Source organism: Streptomyces viridosporus (assembly GCF_002078235.1).
In the GTDB taxonomy this organism is placed as follows: Bacteria; Actinomycetota; Actinomycetes; order Streptomycetales; family Streptomycetaceae; genus Streptomyces; species Streptomyces viridosporus.
On the sequence record NZ_MSGP01000080.1, the window covers coordinates 1 to 15869 of the forward strand.

Annotated in this window: 16 protein-coding genes and 1 tRNA gene; 11 read left to right on the forward strand and 6 right to left on the reverse strand. The window is 73.2% G+C overall.

Annotation, left to right across the window (positions count from 1 at the left end; all coding sequences use genetic code 11):
• From B7L92_RS05695 to B7L92_RS05725, 6 genes are all read left to right on the forward strand, one after another.
• A partial coding sequence (locus B7L92_RS05695) for a GTP-binding protein (RefSeq protein ID WP_107501382.1) occupies nucleotides 1-511 on the forward strand: 511 nt, incomplete at its 5' end.
• Between the two features lie 59 nt (nucleotides 512-570).
• On the forward strand, nucleotides 571-1146 hold the full coding sequence (locus tag B7L92_RS05700) for a GAF domain-containing protein (RefSeq protein ID WP_081236384.1): 576 nt from the start codon (nucleotides 571-573) through the stop codon (nucleotides 1144-1146).
• A 214-nt stretch (nucleotides 1147-1360) separates the two neighbouring features.
• On the forward strand, nucleotides 1361-2389 hold the full coding sequence (gene tdh / locus B7L92_RS05705; RefSeq protein WP_081236385.1) for an L-threonine 3-dehydrogenase: 1029 nt from the start codon (nucleotides 1361-1363) through the stop codon (nucleotides 2387-2389).
• A gap of 36 nt (nucleotides 2390-2425) precedes the next feature.
• Complete coding sequence (locus B7L92_RS05710) at nucleotides 2426-3625, forward strand: glycine C-acetyltransferase (protein ID WP_081236386.1); 1200 nt, start codon at nucleotides 2426-2428, stop codon at nucleotides 3623-3625.
• A gap of 57 nt (nucleotides 3626-3682) precedes the next feature.
• Nucleotides 3683-4585, forward strand: a complete 903-nt coding sequence (locus B7L92_RS05715; protein WP_081236387.1) for a LysR family transcriptional regulator — start codon at nucleotides 3683-3685, stop codon at nucleotides 4583-4585.
• Nucleotides 4586-4785: 200 nt separating this feature from the next.
• Nucleotides 4786-5145, forward strand: coding sequence for an MmcQ/YjbR family DNA-binding protein (locus tag B7L92_RS05725; protein WP_081236388.1), 360 nt, complete (start codon nucleotides 4786-4788; stop codon nucleotides 5143-5145).
• A gap of 130 nt (nucleotides 5146-5275) precedes the next feature.
• On the opposite strand, the gene B7L92_RS05730 is transcribed toward B7L92_RS05725, so the two are convergent.
• The gene (locus B7L92_RS05730) at nucleotides 5276-6199 is read right to left on the reverse strand and encodes a transketolase family protein (RefSeq protein WP_081236389.1); all 924 of its coding nucleotides are present in this window, start codon (nucleotides 6197-6199) and stop codon (nucleotides 5276-5278) included.
• Nucleotides 6200-6281: 82 nt separating this feature from the next.
• Nucleotides 6282-6989 carry a thiamine pyrophosphate-binding protein gene (locus B7L92_RS05735; RefSeq protein WP_081236390.1) on the reverse strand — a complete coding sequence of 236 codons (708 nt, stop codon included), beginning with the start codon at nucleotides 6987-6989 and terminating at the stop codon, nucleotides 6282-6284.
• A gap of 166 nt (nucleotides 6990-7155) precedes the next feature.
• On the opposite strand from B7L92_RS05735, the gene B7L92_RS05740 reads away from it, so the two are divergent.
• From B7L92_RS05740 to B7L92_RS05760, 5 genes are all read left to right on the forward strand, one after another.
• Nucleotides 7156-7229, forward strand: a tRNA-Pro gene (locus B7L92_RS05740).
• A gap of 220 nt (nucleotides 7230-7449) precedes the next feature.
• Complete coding sequence (locus B7L92_RS05745; RefSeq protein WP_255310770.1) at nucleotides 7450-8724, forward strand: ABC transporter substrate-binding protein; 1275 nt, start codon at nucleotides 7450-7452, stop codon at nucleotides 8722-8724.
• 61 nt (nucleotides 8725-8785) lie between these two features.
• Nucleotides 8786-9745 (forward strand): carbohydrate ABC transporter permease, encoded by a 960-nt coding sequence (locus B7L92_RS05750; RefSeq protein ID WP_081236391.1) that lies wholly within the window; start codon nucleotides 8786-8788, stop codon nucleotides 9743-9745.
• Nucleotides 9745-10578 (forward strand): carbohydrate ABC transporter permease, encoded by an 834-nt coding sequence (locus tag B7L92_RS05755; RefSeq protein ID WP_081236392.1) that lies wholly within the window; start codon nucleotides 9745-9747, stop codon nucleotides 10576-10578. The genes B7L92_RS05750 and B7L92_RS05755 overlap by 1 nt, the downstream gene beginning before the upstream one ends.
• Nucleotides 10579-10636: 58 nt before the next feature.
• Nucleotides 10637-11821 carry an ABC transporter ATP-binding protein gene (locus tag B7L92_RS05760; protein ID WP_081236393.1) on the forward strand — a complete coding sequence of 395 codons (1185 nt, stop codon included), beginning with the start codon at nucleotides 10637-10639 and terminating at the stop codon, nucleotides 11819-11821.
• A 35-nt stretch (nucleotides 11822-11856) separates the two neighbouring features.
• Here the strand turns inward: B7L92_RS05760 and B7L92_RS05765 are convergent, their stop codons facing one another.
• From B7L92_RS05765 to B7L92_RS05780, 4 genes are all read right to left on the reverse strand, one after another.
• Nucleotides 11857-12384 (reverse strand): NUDIX hydrolase family protein, encoded by a 528-nt coding sequence (locus B7L92_RS05765; protein WP_081236394.1) that lies wholly within the window; start codon nucleotides 12382-12384, stop codon nucleotides 11857-11859.
• Nucleotides 12385-12468: 84 nt separating this feature from the next.
• Nucleotides 12469-13608: an amidohydrolase family protein gene (locus B7L92_RS05770; RefSeq protein ID WP_081236395.1), complete on the reverse strand. Its 1140-nt coding sequence runs from the start codon at nucleotides 13606-13608 to the stop codon at nucleotides 12469-12471.
• Between the two features lies 1 nt (nucleotide 13609).
• Nucleotides 13610-15013, reverse strand: a complete 1404-nt coding sequence (locus B7L92_RS05775) for a glutamine synthetase family protein (protein ID WP_081236396.1) — start codon at nucleotides 15011-15013, stop codon at nucleotides 13610-13612.
• A gap of 40 nt (nucleotides 15014-15053) precedes the next feature.
• A partial coding sequence (locus B7L92_RS05780; RefSeq protein ID WP_255310771.1) for an SAM-dependent methyltransferase occupies nucleotides 15054-15869 on the reverse strand: 816 nt, incomplete at its 5' end.

Below are 15869 nucleotides of genomic sequence, written 5' to 3' on the forward strand. Positions count from 1 at the left end.
CGGCGCGGTCAGCGAGATCGCGCCGCTCAGCACCGAGGAACTCCTCACCACGGCCGGCGCCGGCACCGACAACCTCGACGGGATCGAGAACAAGGTCGAGACGACCGTGGCCATGGACTTCGGCCGCATCACCCTCGACGCGCAGCACGTGCTCTACCTGTTCGGCACCCCCGGCCAGGAGCGGTTCTGGTTCATGTGGGACGAGCTCTGCGAGGGCGCGCTCGGCGCGGTCGTCCTCGCCGACACCCGGCGCCTGGAGGAGTGCTTCGCCGCGGTGGACTTCTTCGAGCAGCGCGGCCTCGGCTTCATCATCGCCGTCAACGAGTTCGACGGCGCCTTCCACTACGACCCCGCGGAGGTGCGCGCCGCCCTCGACCTCCCCGAGGAGGTCCCCGTGGTGTGCTGCGACGCCCGGATCTCCAGCTCCGGCGTCCAGACCCTGCTGACCCTCGTCCGGCACCTCATCGCCCACGCCCCGGCCCCCGCGGCGGGGTACGGCGCCCCCAGGTGACCCCCGCACACCCCACGGAGCCCGTACATGACCCTCGCCCGCACCCCGGGAGCCCGCCCATGAGCTACGACCCGCCGCGCCCGGCCGGTCGTCTGCTGCTCACCCCCGAGGACAAGGAGGCCCCGGCACGCACCCGCAGGCTGCGCCGGCTGGGGCTGGGGGACCATCCCGAGCCCGCGCTGGACGCCTTCGCGTACGGCCTCGCCGAGCTCACGGGGGCGCCGTACGCCATGGTCAACTTCCTCGGCGAGAACGGGCAGTTCTTCGCGGGTCTGCACACACCGGCGACGGCGCCGTTCGCACGCGGCGACGGCACCGGCGCCCTGCTGGGCCGAGTGCTGCCCCGCGACCACGGCTTCTGCCCCCATGTGGTGGCCCGGCGCAAGGCGCTGGTCCTGGAGGACGTGGGCGACTACCCGCGGTTCGCGGGCAATCCGGTCGTGGACGAGTTCGGCATCCGCTCCTACCTGGGCGCGCCGCTCATCGACGGCACCGGGACGGTGCTGGGCACCGTCTCGGTCACCGACGTCCGGCCGAGGGCCTGGGGGCAGCCGGGGCTCGCGGCCATCAAGGAGCAGGCCGCGCGACTCGTCGTACGGCTGGAGCGCCGGGAGGACGACGGGCTGCCGCGGTGAGCCCGGGCCGCCCCGGGCCCTCGGCCGGACGGGTGACGGCGGCGAGGGAGGACGGGTGACGGCGTGAAGGAAAGCTGTGGCCGCGCTTAAGAAAACCTCGATGGACCGGTGAGGGTGGTCTACGGCAGATTGCAGTGCGATTCCACTTCCTTCCCCGGCCCGGGGCTCCCTCGGCGTGCCCCGGCGCCGGGACTCACCCTCAGGAGCCGTAGCGTTGAAGGCGCTGGTCAAGGAGAAGGCGGAGCCCGGGCTGTGGCTCGTGGACGTCCCGGAGCCCGCCGTCGGACCCGGCGACGTGCTGATCAAGGTGCTGCGCACCGGTATCTGCGGCACCGACCTGCACATCCGGGCCTGGGACGGCTGGGCCCGGCAGGCGATCACCACCCCGCTGGTCCTCGGACACGAGTTCGTCGGCGAGGTCGTCGAGACCGGCCGGGACGTCACCGACGTCAGGGCCGGTGACCGGGTCAGCGGCGAGGGGCACCTGGTGTGCGGCAAGTGCCGCAACTGCCTGGCCGGACGCCGGCACCTGTGCCGGTCCACCGTCGGGCTCGGCGTCGGACGCGACGGCGCCTTCGCCGAGTACGTCGTGCTCCCCGCCGGCAACGTCTGGGTGCACCGCGTCCCCGTCGACCTCGACATCGCCGCGATCTTCGACCCGTTCGGCAACGCCGTGCACACCGCCCTGTCCTTCCCGCTCGTCGGCGAGGACGTCCTGATCACGGGGGCCGGCCCGATCGGCCTGATGGCCGCCGCGGTGGCCCGGCACGCCGGTGCGCGCAACGTCGTGATCACCGACGTCAGCGAGGAGCGCCTGGAACTCGCCCGCAAGATCGGCGCGAGCCTGGCGCTGAACGTCGCCGAGGCGAGCATCGCCGACGGCCAGCACGCCCTCGGCCTGCGCGAGGGCTTCGACGTCGGCCTGGAGATGTCCGGCCGCCCCGAGGCCCTGCGGGACATGATCGCCAACATGACGCACGGCGGCCGGATCGCGATGCTCGGCCTGCCCGCCGAGGAGTTCCCGGTCGACTGGGCCCGGATCGTCACCTCGATGATCACCCTCAAGGGCATCTACGGCCGGGAGATGTTCGAGACCTGGTACGCCATGTCGGTCCTGCTGGAGGGCGGCCTGGACCTCGCCCCGGTGATCACCGGCCGCTACGGCTACCGCGACTTCGAGGCCGCCTTCGACGACGCGGCCGGCGGCAGGGGCGGCAAGGTCATCCTCGACTGGACCGTCTGACCCCACCTCATCCGCAAGCACCTTCAGGGAGCCCTCATGTTCGACTCCGTGCGCGACGACCTGCGCGCCACCCTCGACGAGATCCGCGCCGCCGGTCTGCACAAGCCCGAGCGCGTGATCGACACCCCGCAGTCCGCCACCGTGAACGTCACCGCGGGCGGCCGTCCCGGCGAGGTCCTCAACTTCTGCGCCAACAACTACCTCGGCCTCGCCGACCACCCCGAGGTGATCGCCGCCGCCCACGAGGCCCTGGACCGCTGGGGCTACGGCATGGCGTCCGTCCGCTTCATCTGCGGCACCCAGGAGGTGCACAAGGAGCTGGAGGCGCGGCTGTCGGCGTTCCTCGGCCAGGAGGACACGATCCTGTACTCCTCCTGCTTCGACGCCAACGGCGGTGTGTTCGAGACGCTGCTCGGACCGGAGGACGCGGTGATCTCCGACGCGCTGAACCACGCGTCGATCATCGACGGCATCCGGCTGTCCAAGGCCCGGCGCTTCCGCTACGCCAACCGCGACATGGCGGACCTGGAGCGGCAGTTGAAGGAGGCCGCCGAGGGCGGCGCGCGGCGCACGCTGATCGTCACCGACGGCGTCTTCTCCATGGACGGCTACGTCGCCCCGCTGGACGAGATCTGCGACCTCGCCGACCGCCACGGCGCCATGGTCATGGTCGACGACTCGCACGCCGTCGGCTTCGTCGGCCCCGGTGGCCGCGGCACGCCCGAACTGTACGGCGTGATGGACCGGGTGGACATCATCACCGGCACGCTCGGCAAGGCGCTCGGCGGAGCCTCCGGCGGCTATGTCGCCGCCCGCGCGGAGATCGTCGCCCTGCTGCGCCAGCGCTCCCGCCCGTACCTGTTCTCCAACACGCTGGCCCCGGTGATCGCCGCGGCCTCCCTGAAGGTCCTCGACCTGCTGGAGTCGGCCGACGACCTGCGGGTCCGGCTCGCCGGGAACACCGCCCTGTTCCGCCGCCGGATGACCGAGGAGGGCTTCGACGTCCTCCCCGGCGACCACGCCATCGCGCCCGTGATGATCGGCGACGCGGCCCGTGCCGGCCGCATGGCGGAGCTGCTGCTGGAGCGCGGGGTGTACGTGATCGGCTTCTCCTACCCCGTGGTGCCGCAGGGGCAGGCCCGCATCCGCGTCCAGCTGTCCGCCGCGCACTCCACCGAGGACGTGAACCGCGCGGTGGACGCCTTCGTGGCGGCCCGGGCGGAGCTCGACGCCTGAGCGGGGCACCCCGACGCCTGAGCGGAGCACGGCGCGGCATTTGAGAGAATCGCTCCCATGATCGAGGCGCGGCGGCTCCACATCCTCCGTGCGGTGGCCGACCACCGCACGGTCACGGCGGCCGCCGCCGCGCTGTACCTGACCCCCTCGGCCGTCTCCCAGCAGCTCGCCGCGCTGGAGCAGGAGACCGGCCACCGCCTGGTGGAGCGCGGCGCCAAGGGGGTCCGGCTGACCCCGGCCGGTGAGATCCTGCTCAACCACACCAACGTGGTCCTCGCCCAGCTGGAGCGGGCCGAGGCGGAACTCGCCGCGTACCGCTCGGGCGAGGCCGGCACCGTCACGGTCGCCGCCTTCGCGACCGGTATCGCCGAGGTCGTCGCACCCGCGGTGGCCCGGCTCGCCGTGTCCGCGCCCGGCATCCGCATCCGGGTCCGGGACGCCGAGGGCGACGCCAGCCTGCCGATGGTGCTGGACCGGCAGGTCGACGCCGCCGTGGCGGTCGAGTACCGCGGGGCGCCGCCCGCCGACGACCCGCGGCTCACCCACGTACCGCTGTACGCCGAACCGTTCGACGCGGTCGTCCCCGTCCACCACCGGCTGGCCGACCGCGCCGAGGTGCCGCTCGCCGAGCTGGCCAAGGACCCGTGGATCGGCCCGTACCCCGGCAACCCCTGCCATGACGTGGTCGTCCTGGCCTGCGAGAACGCCGGTTTCCAGCCCGGTATGGAGCACTCCTCGGACGACTTCCGCGCGGTGGTCGCCCTCGCCTCGGCGGACGCGGGCGTCGCGCTCGTGCCCCGCTCGGCGCTGCGCGGCATGGACCTCGCGGGCGTCGTCGTCCGCCCGGTGGACGGTGTGGCGCCGACCCGCCGGGTCTTCGCCGCCGTCCGCCGGGGCGCCGAGGAGCACCCGCTGATCCGCCCGGTGCTGGACGCGCTCCGCGCGGCGGCGGAGGCGTAGGGCCGCCCGCCCGGACCGGCCCGAGCGGGCGGCGGGGCCCGGGAGGGCGGCGGCTGGACCCCCGTCGGCGCGCTCCCCGACCACGCGGCGGATCCGGGCGGGGTGCTGCGGCCGACGACGATCCGCTACGCGCACCTGGGTACGGGCGCGGCGTCCCCGTCCGCCAGTGATTGTCAGTGGCGGCCGCTACGGTCTCTGCCATGCTCGAAGCCGAGGACGTACGACGGATAGCCCTCTCCCTGCCGGACACGACGGAGAAGATCGCCTGGAGCATGCCCACGTTCCGGGTCGGGGGGAAGATGTTCGCCACCCTGCCCGAGGACGAGACCTCCGTCGCGGTGCGCTGCCCGAAGGAGGAGCGCGACGAGCTGGCCCTCGCCGAGCCGGACAAGTTCTGGATCGCCGACCACGAGGCGCAGTTCGCCTGGGTGCGGGCCCGTCTCGCCGGCCTCGAGGACGAGGCCGAACTGCGCGACATCCTCGCCGACTCCTGGCGCCAGGCGGCCTCGCCGCGCCTGCTGGAGGCGCACCCCCGCCTGGGCCTGCCGTCCGCGGACTGAGAGGTCGGGGGCGGGCCGGTGACCCCGTGGCACCGCCCGGGGCCGTGAGGGGCGGCCGGGGCCGGAGAGGGACTCCGACCACCACGGCGGGGGTCGGCCGGGAGCCGGTGCGGGCCGCCGTCCGTCCGTCTCACACCCCGGTCGGCACCGCCCCGCCCGTGCGCAGGAACCCCCCGATGCGCTCCCGCAGCGACCGCGCGTCGAGGCCGTGTGCGGTGAGGTGCTCCTCGATGCGCCCGTACCGCCGCAGCTCGGCCCGGCCCACGCCCAGCCCCAGCACCCGGTGCGGCAGGTCGGCGAGCGCGTCGTTCGCCGCCGCCGTCGAGGTCCCCGCCAGATACGGCTCGACGAGGACGACGTCCGTCCCGGCCGCCCCGGCGGCGCGGCGCAGGGCGGCCGCGTCGAACGGGCGGACGGTGGTGGCGTACAGGACGGTGACGTCGAGGCCCTCCGTGGCGTGCAGCACCGCGTCCAGCAGCGGCCCGACGGCGACCACGACACCGGAGCGTCCCTCGCGGACGGTGCGGAAGTGTTCGCCGTCCACGGGCAGCCCCTGCGCGTTGGACTGCACGGACAGCCGCACGTACACCTTGTCGTCGCCGGCCGCCACCGCCCGCCGCAGCAGCGTCTCGGCCTCGTCCGGGTGCCCCGGCACGTGCACGGTCCAGCCGTCCAGGGTGTCCAGCAGGGCCACGTCACCCGGCGCCATGTGGGTGTACCCGCCGGCCGGCCAGTCGAAGGAGGCGGCGGCACTCACCAGCACCGCGCCCGCGCCCTGGTGCCCGAGGTCCAGTTTGACCTGCTCGAAGGGCCGCTCGACGAGGAAGCTCGCGAAGGTGTGCACGACGGGCCGCAGCCCGGTCAGCGCCATTCCCGCGGCCGCCCCGACCAGGAGTTGCTCCCGGATACCGACATTGACCACCCGGTCCGGGTGGCGGCGCAGCGCCTCGGCGAAGCCGTCCGCGCCGATCTCGGCGAGGACGACCGCGACCCGCGGATCCTCGTCGAGCAGCCGGGTGAGGACGGGGGCGAAACGGTCGCGCATGGTGTCCACGGAAGTCGTTCCTTTCCGGAGGTCCGTACGAGGACGGAGGGGGAGCGAGGGAGATGAGGGGGAGTGAGGGGGAGTGAGTGGATCACGCGTTCTTCGGCTCGACCCGGGCGACGACCGCGTGCGGCCGGTCCGGGTGCGGTGCGGTGAACGCGGCGTACAGCGCCTCGTGGTCCCGGCCGTCGACCGTGAGCACGGACCAGCCCGCCGCCTCGAAGCGGGCGGCGATCCCGCCGGGACGGGCGTGGCTGGCGGAGGAGTTGTCGACGACCACGGTGTGCAGCCGTGCCAGACCGGCGGGCCCGGCGAAGGCGATCGCCTCGTGGTTGCTGCCCTCGTCCAGCTCGGCGTCCCCGATCAGCGTCCACACCCGCGGCTCGTCCAGCCCCTGCGCGCGCAGTCCCAGTGCCGTGCCGACGGCGATCGGCAGCCCGTGCCCCAGTGACCCGCTGCCGATCTCGGCCCCCGGCACCAGGAGGCGGTCGGGGTGGTGGCCGAGGGGCGAGTCGTAGGAGCCGAAACCCGGCAGCCAGTCCACGGGCAGGAACCCCTTGGCGGCCAGTACGGCGTAGTACGCCATCGGCCCGTGCCCCTTCGACAGCAGGAACCGGTCGCGTTCCGGGTCCTCCCTCCGCTCCGGGCTCACCCGCAGCACCCGGTCGTAGAGGACCCACAGCACGTCCAGCGTGGAGGTCGCGGCCGGACCGTGCTTCTCGTCGCCGGTCATCAGGGCCATCAGGGCAGGCAGATCCGTGTACCCGTACGTACGCGTGTGCGCTTCGGTGATCGTCATGCGGCGATCGTGCAACCTCAATCAAACTTCAGGTCAAGCCCTCGGTGATCCGCCCCGTCGAGGGTCCGGCAGGGGGCCCGGTAAAGGAGTGCGCGATCACCGCCCCGAGTGCGGTATGGTTTCCGTGCGCGTTCGGCCGGGGGAATCCCCAGGTCAGGCGGGCGAACGGGACGTGGCGCAGCTTGGTAGCGCACTTGACTGGGGGTCAAGGGGTCGCAGGTTCAAATCCTGTCGTCCCGACTTGTGAAACAGCAGGTCAGAGGTCGTGTCGGGGTAACCCGAGGCGGCCTCTTCGTCGTTTCCGCGGACCGGCCGTGAGTTCGCCGGACGAGTCCGTCGTGGGCGATTCGCCCATGGATGTCCTTGATATCGCCCTATGTGCTGTTTAGCGTTCGCCGGGTAAGTGCCGTCGCGGGGTCCGATACCCGTGCCGCCATCCCGGAAGCGAGGTGTGGAGCGCGTGGGGAGACGCCCCGAAGGGGCGCGACGGACGCGGGCACTGGTCGCACTGACCCTGCTGGCCTCCGCGCTCGCCGCATGCGGCGGGGACGGGGGCGGCGGCCGTCCCACCCTCAACTGGTACAACTTCCCCGACGACTCCGGTGCCCTGCAGAAGGCCGCCGACCGCTGCACCGAGGCGTCCGGCGGCCGCTACCGCATCAGCTACCGGAAACTCCCCCGGGGCGCGGACGGCCAGCGCCAGCAACTGGTGCGCAGGCTCGCCGCCGAGGACGCGTCCATGGACATCCTGGGCCTGGACGTCACCTGGACCGCCGAGTTCGCCGAGGCCCGCTGGATCCGGGAGTGGACCGGCCAGGCGAAGCGGCGGGCCACCGAGGGCACCCTGCGCGTCCCGCTGCAGACCGCCACCTGGAAGGGCAGGCTCTACGCCGTCCCGTACAACACCAACACCCAGCTGCTGTGGTACCGGAAGGACCTGGTGCCCACCCCGCCGAAGACCTGGGCCGAGATGCTGGACGTCTCCCGTGACCTCGCCCGGCGGGGCGAACCGCACTACGTGGAGATCCAGGGCGCCCAGTACGAGGGCCTGACCGTCTGGTTCAACACCCTGGTCAACAGCGCGGGCGGCTCCATCCTCAACCCGAGCGCCACCGGGCCCTCCCTCGGCCCGCCGGCCGTGCGGGCCGCCTCGATCATGCGCGAACTCGCGAACTCCCCGGCCGCCGACCCCTCCCTGCCCAACCAGATGGAGGACCAGAACCGCCTCGCCATGGAGTCGGGGACGGCCGCCTTCGAGCTGAACTACCCGTTCGTCTATCCGTCGATGAAGGCGAACAACCCGCGGCTGTTCGAGAGCTTCCACTGGGCGCCCTACCCCCGCGTCGACGCCGACCGCCCGGCCCGGCCCACCATCGGCGGGATCGACCTCGCCGTCAGCGCCCACTCCCGCCACCCCGACCTGGCCTTCGAGGCGGCCCTGTGCCTGCGCGACCGGGAGAACCAGCTCACCGCCGCGCTCGAGGGCGGACTGCCGCCCACCCTGCGCGCCCTGTACGACGAGCCGGCGTTCATGAAGGAGTACCCCTTCTCCCAGGAGGTGCTGGCCGCTCTGGAGTCGGCGAGCGTGCGGCCGCTCACCCCCGCCTACCAGAACGTGTCGATCGTCATCGCCCACACACTGTCCCCGCCGTCCGCGATCCAGCCGGAGAGGGCGGTCGACACCATCGGGGAACAGATCGGCGACGCCCTGCGATCCGAAGGTGTGATCCCGTGAACCACCACCTCCCGCAGCACCCCGCCGGCCCGCGGGCGGCCTCCTGCCCGGGCGGCCCGCGATGAGCACGGCGGCGGGCCCGGCCGACACCCGGCCGCCCGGCGGAGCGGGGCCCGGACGGAGGACGAAGGGCCGGGCGGCCCTCTCCGCCGGCGCCCGGCAGGAGCGGCGCCTGGGCTGGCTGCTGTGCGCACCGGCCGTCCTCGTCATGGTCGCCGTGACCGCCTACCCCATCGGCTACGCGGTCTACCTCTCCCTCCAGCGCTACGACCTGCGCTTCCCGGCGCGGGCGGAGTTCGTGGGCCTGAGCAACTACGGGGCGGTGCTGTCCTCCCCGTACTGGTGGGACGCCTTCTGGGTCACGCTGTTCCTCACCGTCGTGTCCGTCGCCATCGAACTCGTCCTCGGCATGGGACTCGCCCTGGTGATGCACCGCACGCTCTTCTGGCGCGGCACGGTCCGCACCGCCGTCCTCATCCCCTACGGCATCGTCACCGTCGTCGCCGCCTTCTCCTGGCAGTACGCCTGGACCCCCGAACTCGGCTACCTCGCCGAACTGCTGCCCAGCGGAGAGGCCCCGCTCACCGAGCAGTGGCCCGCGCTGTGGCTGATCGTCCTCGCCGAGGTGTGGAAGACCACCCCGTTCATGGCGCTGCTGCTGCTCGCCGGCCTCGCCCTGGTCCCCGAGGAGACCCTGAAGGCGGCCATGGTGGACGGGGCGACGGCCTGGCAGCGCTTCACCCAGGTCGTGCTGCCGCTGATGAAGCCGGCCATCCTGGTGGCGCTGCTCTTCCGCACGCTGGACGCGTTCCGGATCTTCGACAACATCTACGTCCTGACGTCGGGCGCCCACGGCACCGGCTCCCTGTCCATCCTCGGCTACAACAACCTGTTCACCGCGCTGAACCTGGGCATCGGGTCGGCGATCTCGGTCCTGATCTTCCTCTGCGTCGGGATCATCGCCTTCACCTTCGTCAAGCTGTTCGGCGCCGCCGCGCCGGGCGCGGAGGTGGGGCGCTGATGTCCGCCGCGGGCAGGACGCACGCGACCCGGTGGGGGGTCGTGAACGTCGTGGTGGTGCTGTACGCCCTGTTCCCGGTGTGGTGGATCGCCGCGCTGTCGTTCAAGGACCCCGGCACCCTCACCGACGGCGACTACATCCCCCGGAAGTGGACCTGGGAGAACTACCGGGGCATCTTCGAGACCTCCGAGTTCACCCGGGCGCTGGTCAACTCGATCGGCATCGCCCTGATCGCCACCACGATCGCGGTGGCCCTCGGCACCATGGCCGCCTACGCCGTCGCCCGGCTGCGGTTCCCCGGCAAACAGGTCCTCATCGGCATGTCGCTGCTGATCGCCATGTTCCCGCCGATCTCCCTGGTCTCCCCGCTGTTCGACATCGAGCGGAGCATCGGCGTCTTCGACACCTGGCTCGGGCTGATCATCCCGTACATGACCTTCTCGCTGCCGCTGGCGATCTACACCCTGTCGGCGTTCTTCCGGGAGATCCCCTGGGACCTGGAGAAGGCCGCCAAGGTGGACGGGGCCACCCCCGCGCAGGCCTTCCGGATGGTCATCGTGCCGCTCGCCGCGCCGGGCGTGTTCACCACCGCCATCCTCGTGTTCATCTTCTGCTGGAACGACTTCCTGTTCGCGATCTCGCTGACGTCCACCGAGTCCGCGCGGACGGTGCCCGCCGCCATCGCGTTCTTCACCGGCAGCTCGCAGTTCCAGCAGCCCACCGGTTCGATCGCCGCCGCCGCCGTGGTGATCACCGTCCCGATCGTCGTCTTCGTCCTGCTCTTCCAGCGGCGGATCGTCGCCGGACTCACCTCCGGGGCGGTCAAGGGATGACCGGGCCGCACCGAGCCGTCCCGCACCACCCCCGGGCCCGAAGGCAAGGAGGCACACCATGGCCGAGATCGTCCTCGAGGGAGTCACCAAGCGCTTTCCCGACGGGTCCGTCGCCGTGAAGGACGTGGACCTCGCCATCGCCGACGGCGAGTTCGTGATCCTGGTCGGCCCGTCCGGATGCGGCAAGTCCACCACCCTGAACATGATCGCCGGACTCGAGGACATCACCGAGGGCACCCTGCGCATCGACGACCGGGTGGTCAACGACCTCGCGCCCAAGGAGCGCGACATCGCCATGGTGTTCCAGAGCTACGCCCTGTACCCGCACATGAGCGTGCGGGAGAACATGGGGTTCCCGCTGCGGCTGGCGAAGGTGGACAAGGCCACCGTCGACCGTAAGGTCGAGGAGGCCGCCCGGGTGCTCGACCTGACCGGCTTCCTGGACCGCAAGCCCGCCCACCTCTCGGGCGGCCAGCGCCAGCGGGTGGCCATGGGGCGGGCCATCGTCCGCGACCCCAAGGCGTTCCTGATGGACGAGCCGCTGTCCAACCTGGACGCCAAGCTCCGGGTGCAGATGCGCACCCAGATCTCCCGGCTGCAACGCAGCCTGGGCACCACCACCGTGTACGTCACCCACGACCAGGTCGAGGCGATGACCCTCGGCGACCGGGTCGTGGTGATGCGGCAGGGCGTGATCCAGCAGGTCGGCACCCCCACCGAGCTCTACGACATGCCGCGCAACCTGTTCGTCGCGGGCTTCATCGGCTCCCCGGCGATGAACTTCGTCAACGCCTCCCTGTCCGGCGGCCTGCTGCGCACCCCGCTGGGGGACCTGCCGCTCGACGACCGCATGCGCGGGGCGCTGGAACGGCGGGACGCGCCCCGCGAGGTCATCCTCGGGCTGCGGCCGGAGGCCTTCGAGGACGCGAGCCTGGCGCGCGGGACGGGCGGCCCCGTCGTCACGGCCACCGTGGACGTGCTGGAGTCGCTGGGCTCGGACGCGTACGTCTACTTCGGCGCGGAGGGCGGGCCGGCGACGAGCGCCGAACTGGAGGAGCTCGCCACGGACTCCGGACGGCGCGACACCGGCGCCGCCGCGCAGATCGTGGCCCGGCTGGACGCCGCCACCCGCGCCCGCGAGGGCGCGCCCGTGGAACTCCGGGTCGACCTGGGCAAGGCCCATGTCTTCGACCCGTCGACCGGCGTGAACCTCACCCGCCCGGACGGCACGGCCGGCCCCTGACCCCGCGGTCCGGGGCCCCGCGCGGGGCCCCGCGGTCAGACCGCGCAGCCCGCGTGCGCCAGGGCCTGCTTCAGCAGCACCCCGTGCCCGCCCGGCATCTCGCTCTGCACCGCCTGCGACACGGCCTCCTGGGGGCTGAACCACACCAGGTCGAGGGCGTCCTGCCGGGGCCGGCAGTCACCCGTCACCGGCACGATGTAGGCCAGCGACACCGCGTGCTGGCGGGGATCGTGGAAGGGGGTGACGCCCTGGGTGGGGAAGTACTCCGCGACCGTGAACGGCTGGAGCGACGCCGGGACGCGGGGCAGCGCCACCGGGCCGAGGTCCTTCTCCAGATGACGCAGCAGGGCGTCGCGGACGCGTTCGTGGTGCAGCACCCGGCCGGAGACCAGGGTCCGGCTGACCGTTCCGTCGGGCCCTATGCGCAGCAGCAGGCCGACGCTGGTGACTTCGCCGCTGTCGTCCACGCGCACGGGGACGGCCTCGACGTACAGGATCGGCATGTGGGCGCGTGCCATCTCCAGCTCGTCGGAGGACAGCCAACCGGGCGTGGTCTCGGTCATGTCAGACATTGCTTGATCATACTTTCAGCGGTCCGCTCGTGGGGGGCATCCGCTCCGCGACGTCTGTGACCGGCCCCACGCCGTTCAGTCGCCGTCCGGAGCGTCGCCGGGCAGTCCGTAGACCCGGCGGGCGTTGTCCCGCCCCGCCCAGGCGGCGAAGCGCAGGGCGTCCGGCAGGGCCAGTTCATCGGCGTCCACCCGTTCCTGCAACAGCTCCGCCAGACCCCGCCGGAAGGCCAGCGCGCCCAGGTGGTGGAACTCGGCCACGCCGCAGGCGTCCGAGCTGTACAGCAGCTTGCGGAACGGGGTGATCTCCAGTGCCTCGGCCAGCACCGCGCCGGCGCGGGCGGGTCCGACGTGGTGCAGGGTGAGCCCGACGTCGAGGTGCACCCGCTCGAACACGGCCGCGAGGTAGGCGGCCCGGCGCTGGTAGGGCCAGCAGTGCAGCAGCAGGACCGGGACCGTGCCGGCGGTCAGGTGCAGCCAGTCCGTCAGGAGCGCGGGGTCCGCGCGGTGCAGCCGGAGGTCGCTGTCGCCGAACCCGGTGTGCAGCTGGAGCGGCAGCCCGAGGTCCACGGCGGTCCACAGCAGGTGCCGGACGAGCACGGGCTCGGCCAGCCGGCCGCCGTGCGCGAGCCAGCGGGCGGCGGCCCCGGTGACCTCGGCCGCGGTGGGGCGGTGCGGGTCCAGGTCGAAACCGGTGCGGTAGGCCGCCACCGACTTCACGGCCACCACCCCCGGCCGCCGCACGGCCTCCAGCGCGGCCGTGCGGAACGCGTCGGCGTAGCCGTCCGGCTCGACGCCCGCGGCCGCCACCGACTCCGCGACGCCCTCCAGCCGTACGACCTCGTACACCGCGGCGTCCTCCACCGGCAGGGCGGCCGGGCCGGGCGGGTAGCCCGTGTCCACGCAGAACACCCCGGTGCCGGAGGCGGCCAGGAAACGCCGGGTCGCCTCCGGCCCGCCGAGCGCGGCCCGCCGGGCCAGGTAGTCCTCGGCCGGCGCGTGCCGCGGCAGGTCCAGCAGGGGAGCGCAGTGGCGGCGCACCGCCACGCCGACGGGGCTGTCGAAGGGGGAGACGCCGGGCCACACGTCCCCCTCGGTCAGCAGGGACTCGAACCCCGCGCGGTCCAGATCGGCGGTGACGACGCGGTGGCAGTGGTGGTCCACGAGCGGCAGCGCGTCCAGCGCCTCGCGGACCGGCCCCTCCGTGTCCCCGCCCATGTCAGTACTTCCACCGGTACGCCGCCGCCACCTGCTCGTCGTCCAGCCCGGCGACGGCCGCGACCTCCCCCTGCCGCACGGCGATCACCGCGTCGGCCAGGACCGGGCCCAGCACCGCGCGCAGCAGCCCGTCCGCGCGGAACTCCCCGACGGCCTGCTCCAGCGAGGTCGGCAGCCGCCGCACGCCCGCGGCCGCCGCCTCCCGCTCCCCGAACCGCGCCGGGTCCCCGGTGGTCTCCTCGGGCAGGGCGGCCGACGCGGCCAGCCCGTCGACCCCGGCGGCGATCACACCGGCGAGCGCGAGGTACGGGTTGGCGGCGAGGTCGACCGGTTTCACCTCCAGGTTCGCCGCCCGGTCGCGCCGCCCCCTCGTACCGGTGACCACCCGCAGCGCGGTCTCCCGGGTCTCGCGGCCCCAGGCGGTGAAGACCCCGGCCCACTGGGAGGGCCTGAGCCGCAGGTAACTGGCCGGGGACGGGGCGGTCAGCGCCGTCAGGGCGGGCAGGCGGGCGAGAATGCCGGCGACGAACGACTCGGCGTCGGCCGTCATGCCGTACCGGCCCTCGCCCCCGGAGTGCAGGTTGGCCCCGTCGCGCCAGGCGGAGAGGTGGAGGTGGCCGCCGTTGCCCACGCCCCGGGCGAGGACGGCCGGCGCGAAGGACACCCGCAGTCCGTGCCGCCGCGCCACCGCGCGGATCGTCTGCCGCACCAGCACACTGCGGTCGGCCGCCGCCACCGGGTCGAGGGCGCCCACCGAGATCTCGAACTGCCCCGGCGCGTACTCGGGGTGGACCTGCTCGACGTCCACGCCCTGCGCCGCGCACACCGCCAGCAGCTCGGCGGCGCAGTCGCCGAGCTCCACCTGCCGGACGGCCCCGTACGCCGGGCCGGTGGCCGCCGGGACGAACGCGCCGTCCGGGGCGTCGTCCCGGCCCGCCGTCCACTCGATCTCGACGGCCGCCCGGAACGTCAGGCCGTGCTCCTCGGCCGCCCCGGCGACGACGCGGCGCAGCAGGGTGCGTGTGCAGCCGGGGTGCGGCTCGCCCTCCTGGGTGACCCGGTCGACCGGCGCCCACGCCCAGCCGGGCTGCCCGGCCAGCACGACCAGGTGGTCCAGGTCCGGGTACAGGCGGAGGTCGCCGTCGGGGGAGCCGAGGACGCCGGTGCGGACGATCGCGTCGTTCGCCAGGAAGGTGTCGAACACCGGTGACATGCCGACACCCCAGGCCACCGCCTCCGGGAGGCGGGCCGTCGGCACCGTCTTCACCCGGCCGATGCCCGCCGTGTCGACGTAGGACAGCACGACGCCGTGCACCCCCCGGCCGGCCAGCTCACCGCTGAGCGCGGTGGCCGCCTCGACCTCACCGGGACGTCCACCGGGCACGGGATCGGCCAGGGTGGTCATGCGTCCTCCTCGAGGGAATCGGCCGGGTCGGCGGATCCCCTCAGGGTTTCACGGCCACCGCGCCGTACTGGGGCACCACGACGGCGGAGCCGGACGTGGCGTGCCACTGCGAGCACGACACCAGGCCGGGTTCGACCGGCTCCAGCCCCTCGAAGAACGCGGCGATGTCCGCGGCGCCGCGCGCCGTGATCGGGGGAGTGGCGTTCTCGTTCCAGAACTTCATGGCGGGAACCTGGTCCTCGCCGCCGACCTCGGGATCGAAGGTGGGGTGCGTGAGGACGAGGAAGCTCCCGGAGGGCACCGCGGCCATGACGCGGCGCACGATGGAGCGGGCCTTGCCGGTGTCGAGGACGAAGTTGAGGATGCCCAGCATCATCACCGCGACGGGCCGGGTGAGGTCCAGCGTCCCGGCGGCCCGCTCGAGGATGGCGTCCGGGTCGTGCACGTCGGCGTCGATGTAGTCGGTGGCGCCGTCGCGGGTGCCGGTCAGCAGGGTGCGGGCGTGCGCCAGCACGATCGGGTCGTTGTCGACGTACACGATCCGCGCGTCGGGCGCGATCCGCTGGGCGATCTGGTGGGTGTTGTCGGCGGTCGGCAGCCCGGTGCCGATGTCGAGGAACTGCCGCACACCGCGCTCGCCGGCCAGGTACGTCACCGCCCGGCCCAGGAACTCCCGGTCCGCCCGGGCGATGTCCCGGATGACCGGGATGATCGAGGCGACGTGGTCGCCGACCCGCTGGTCGACCTCGTAGTTGTCCTTGCCGCCGATCCAGTAGTTCCACACGCGCGCGTTGTGCGCCACACCGGTGTTGGGCCTCGCCGAGCCGCTCGGCGAGGCCCAACACCGGTGTGGCGC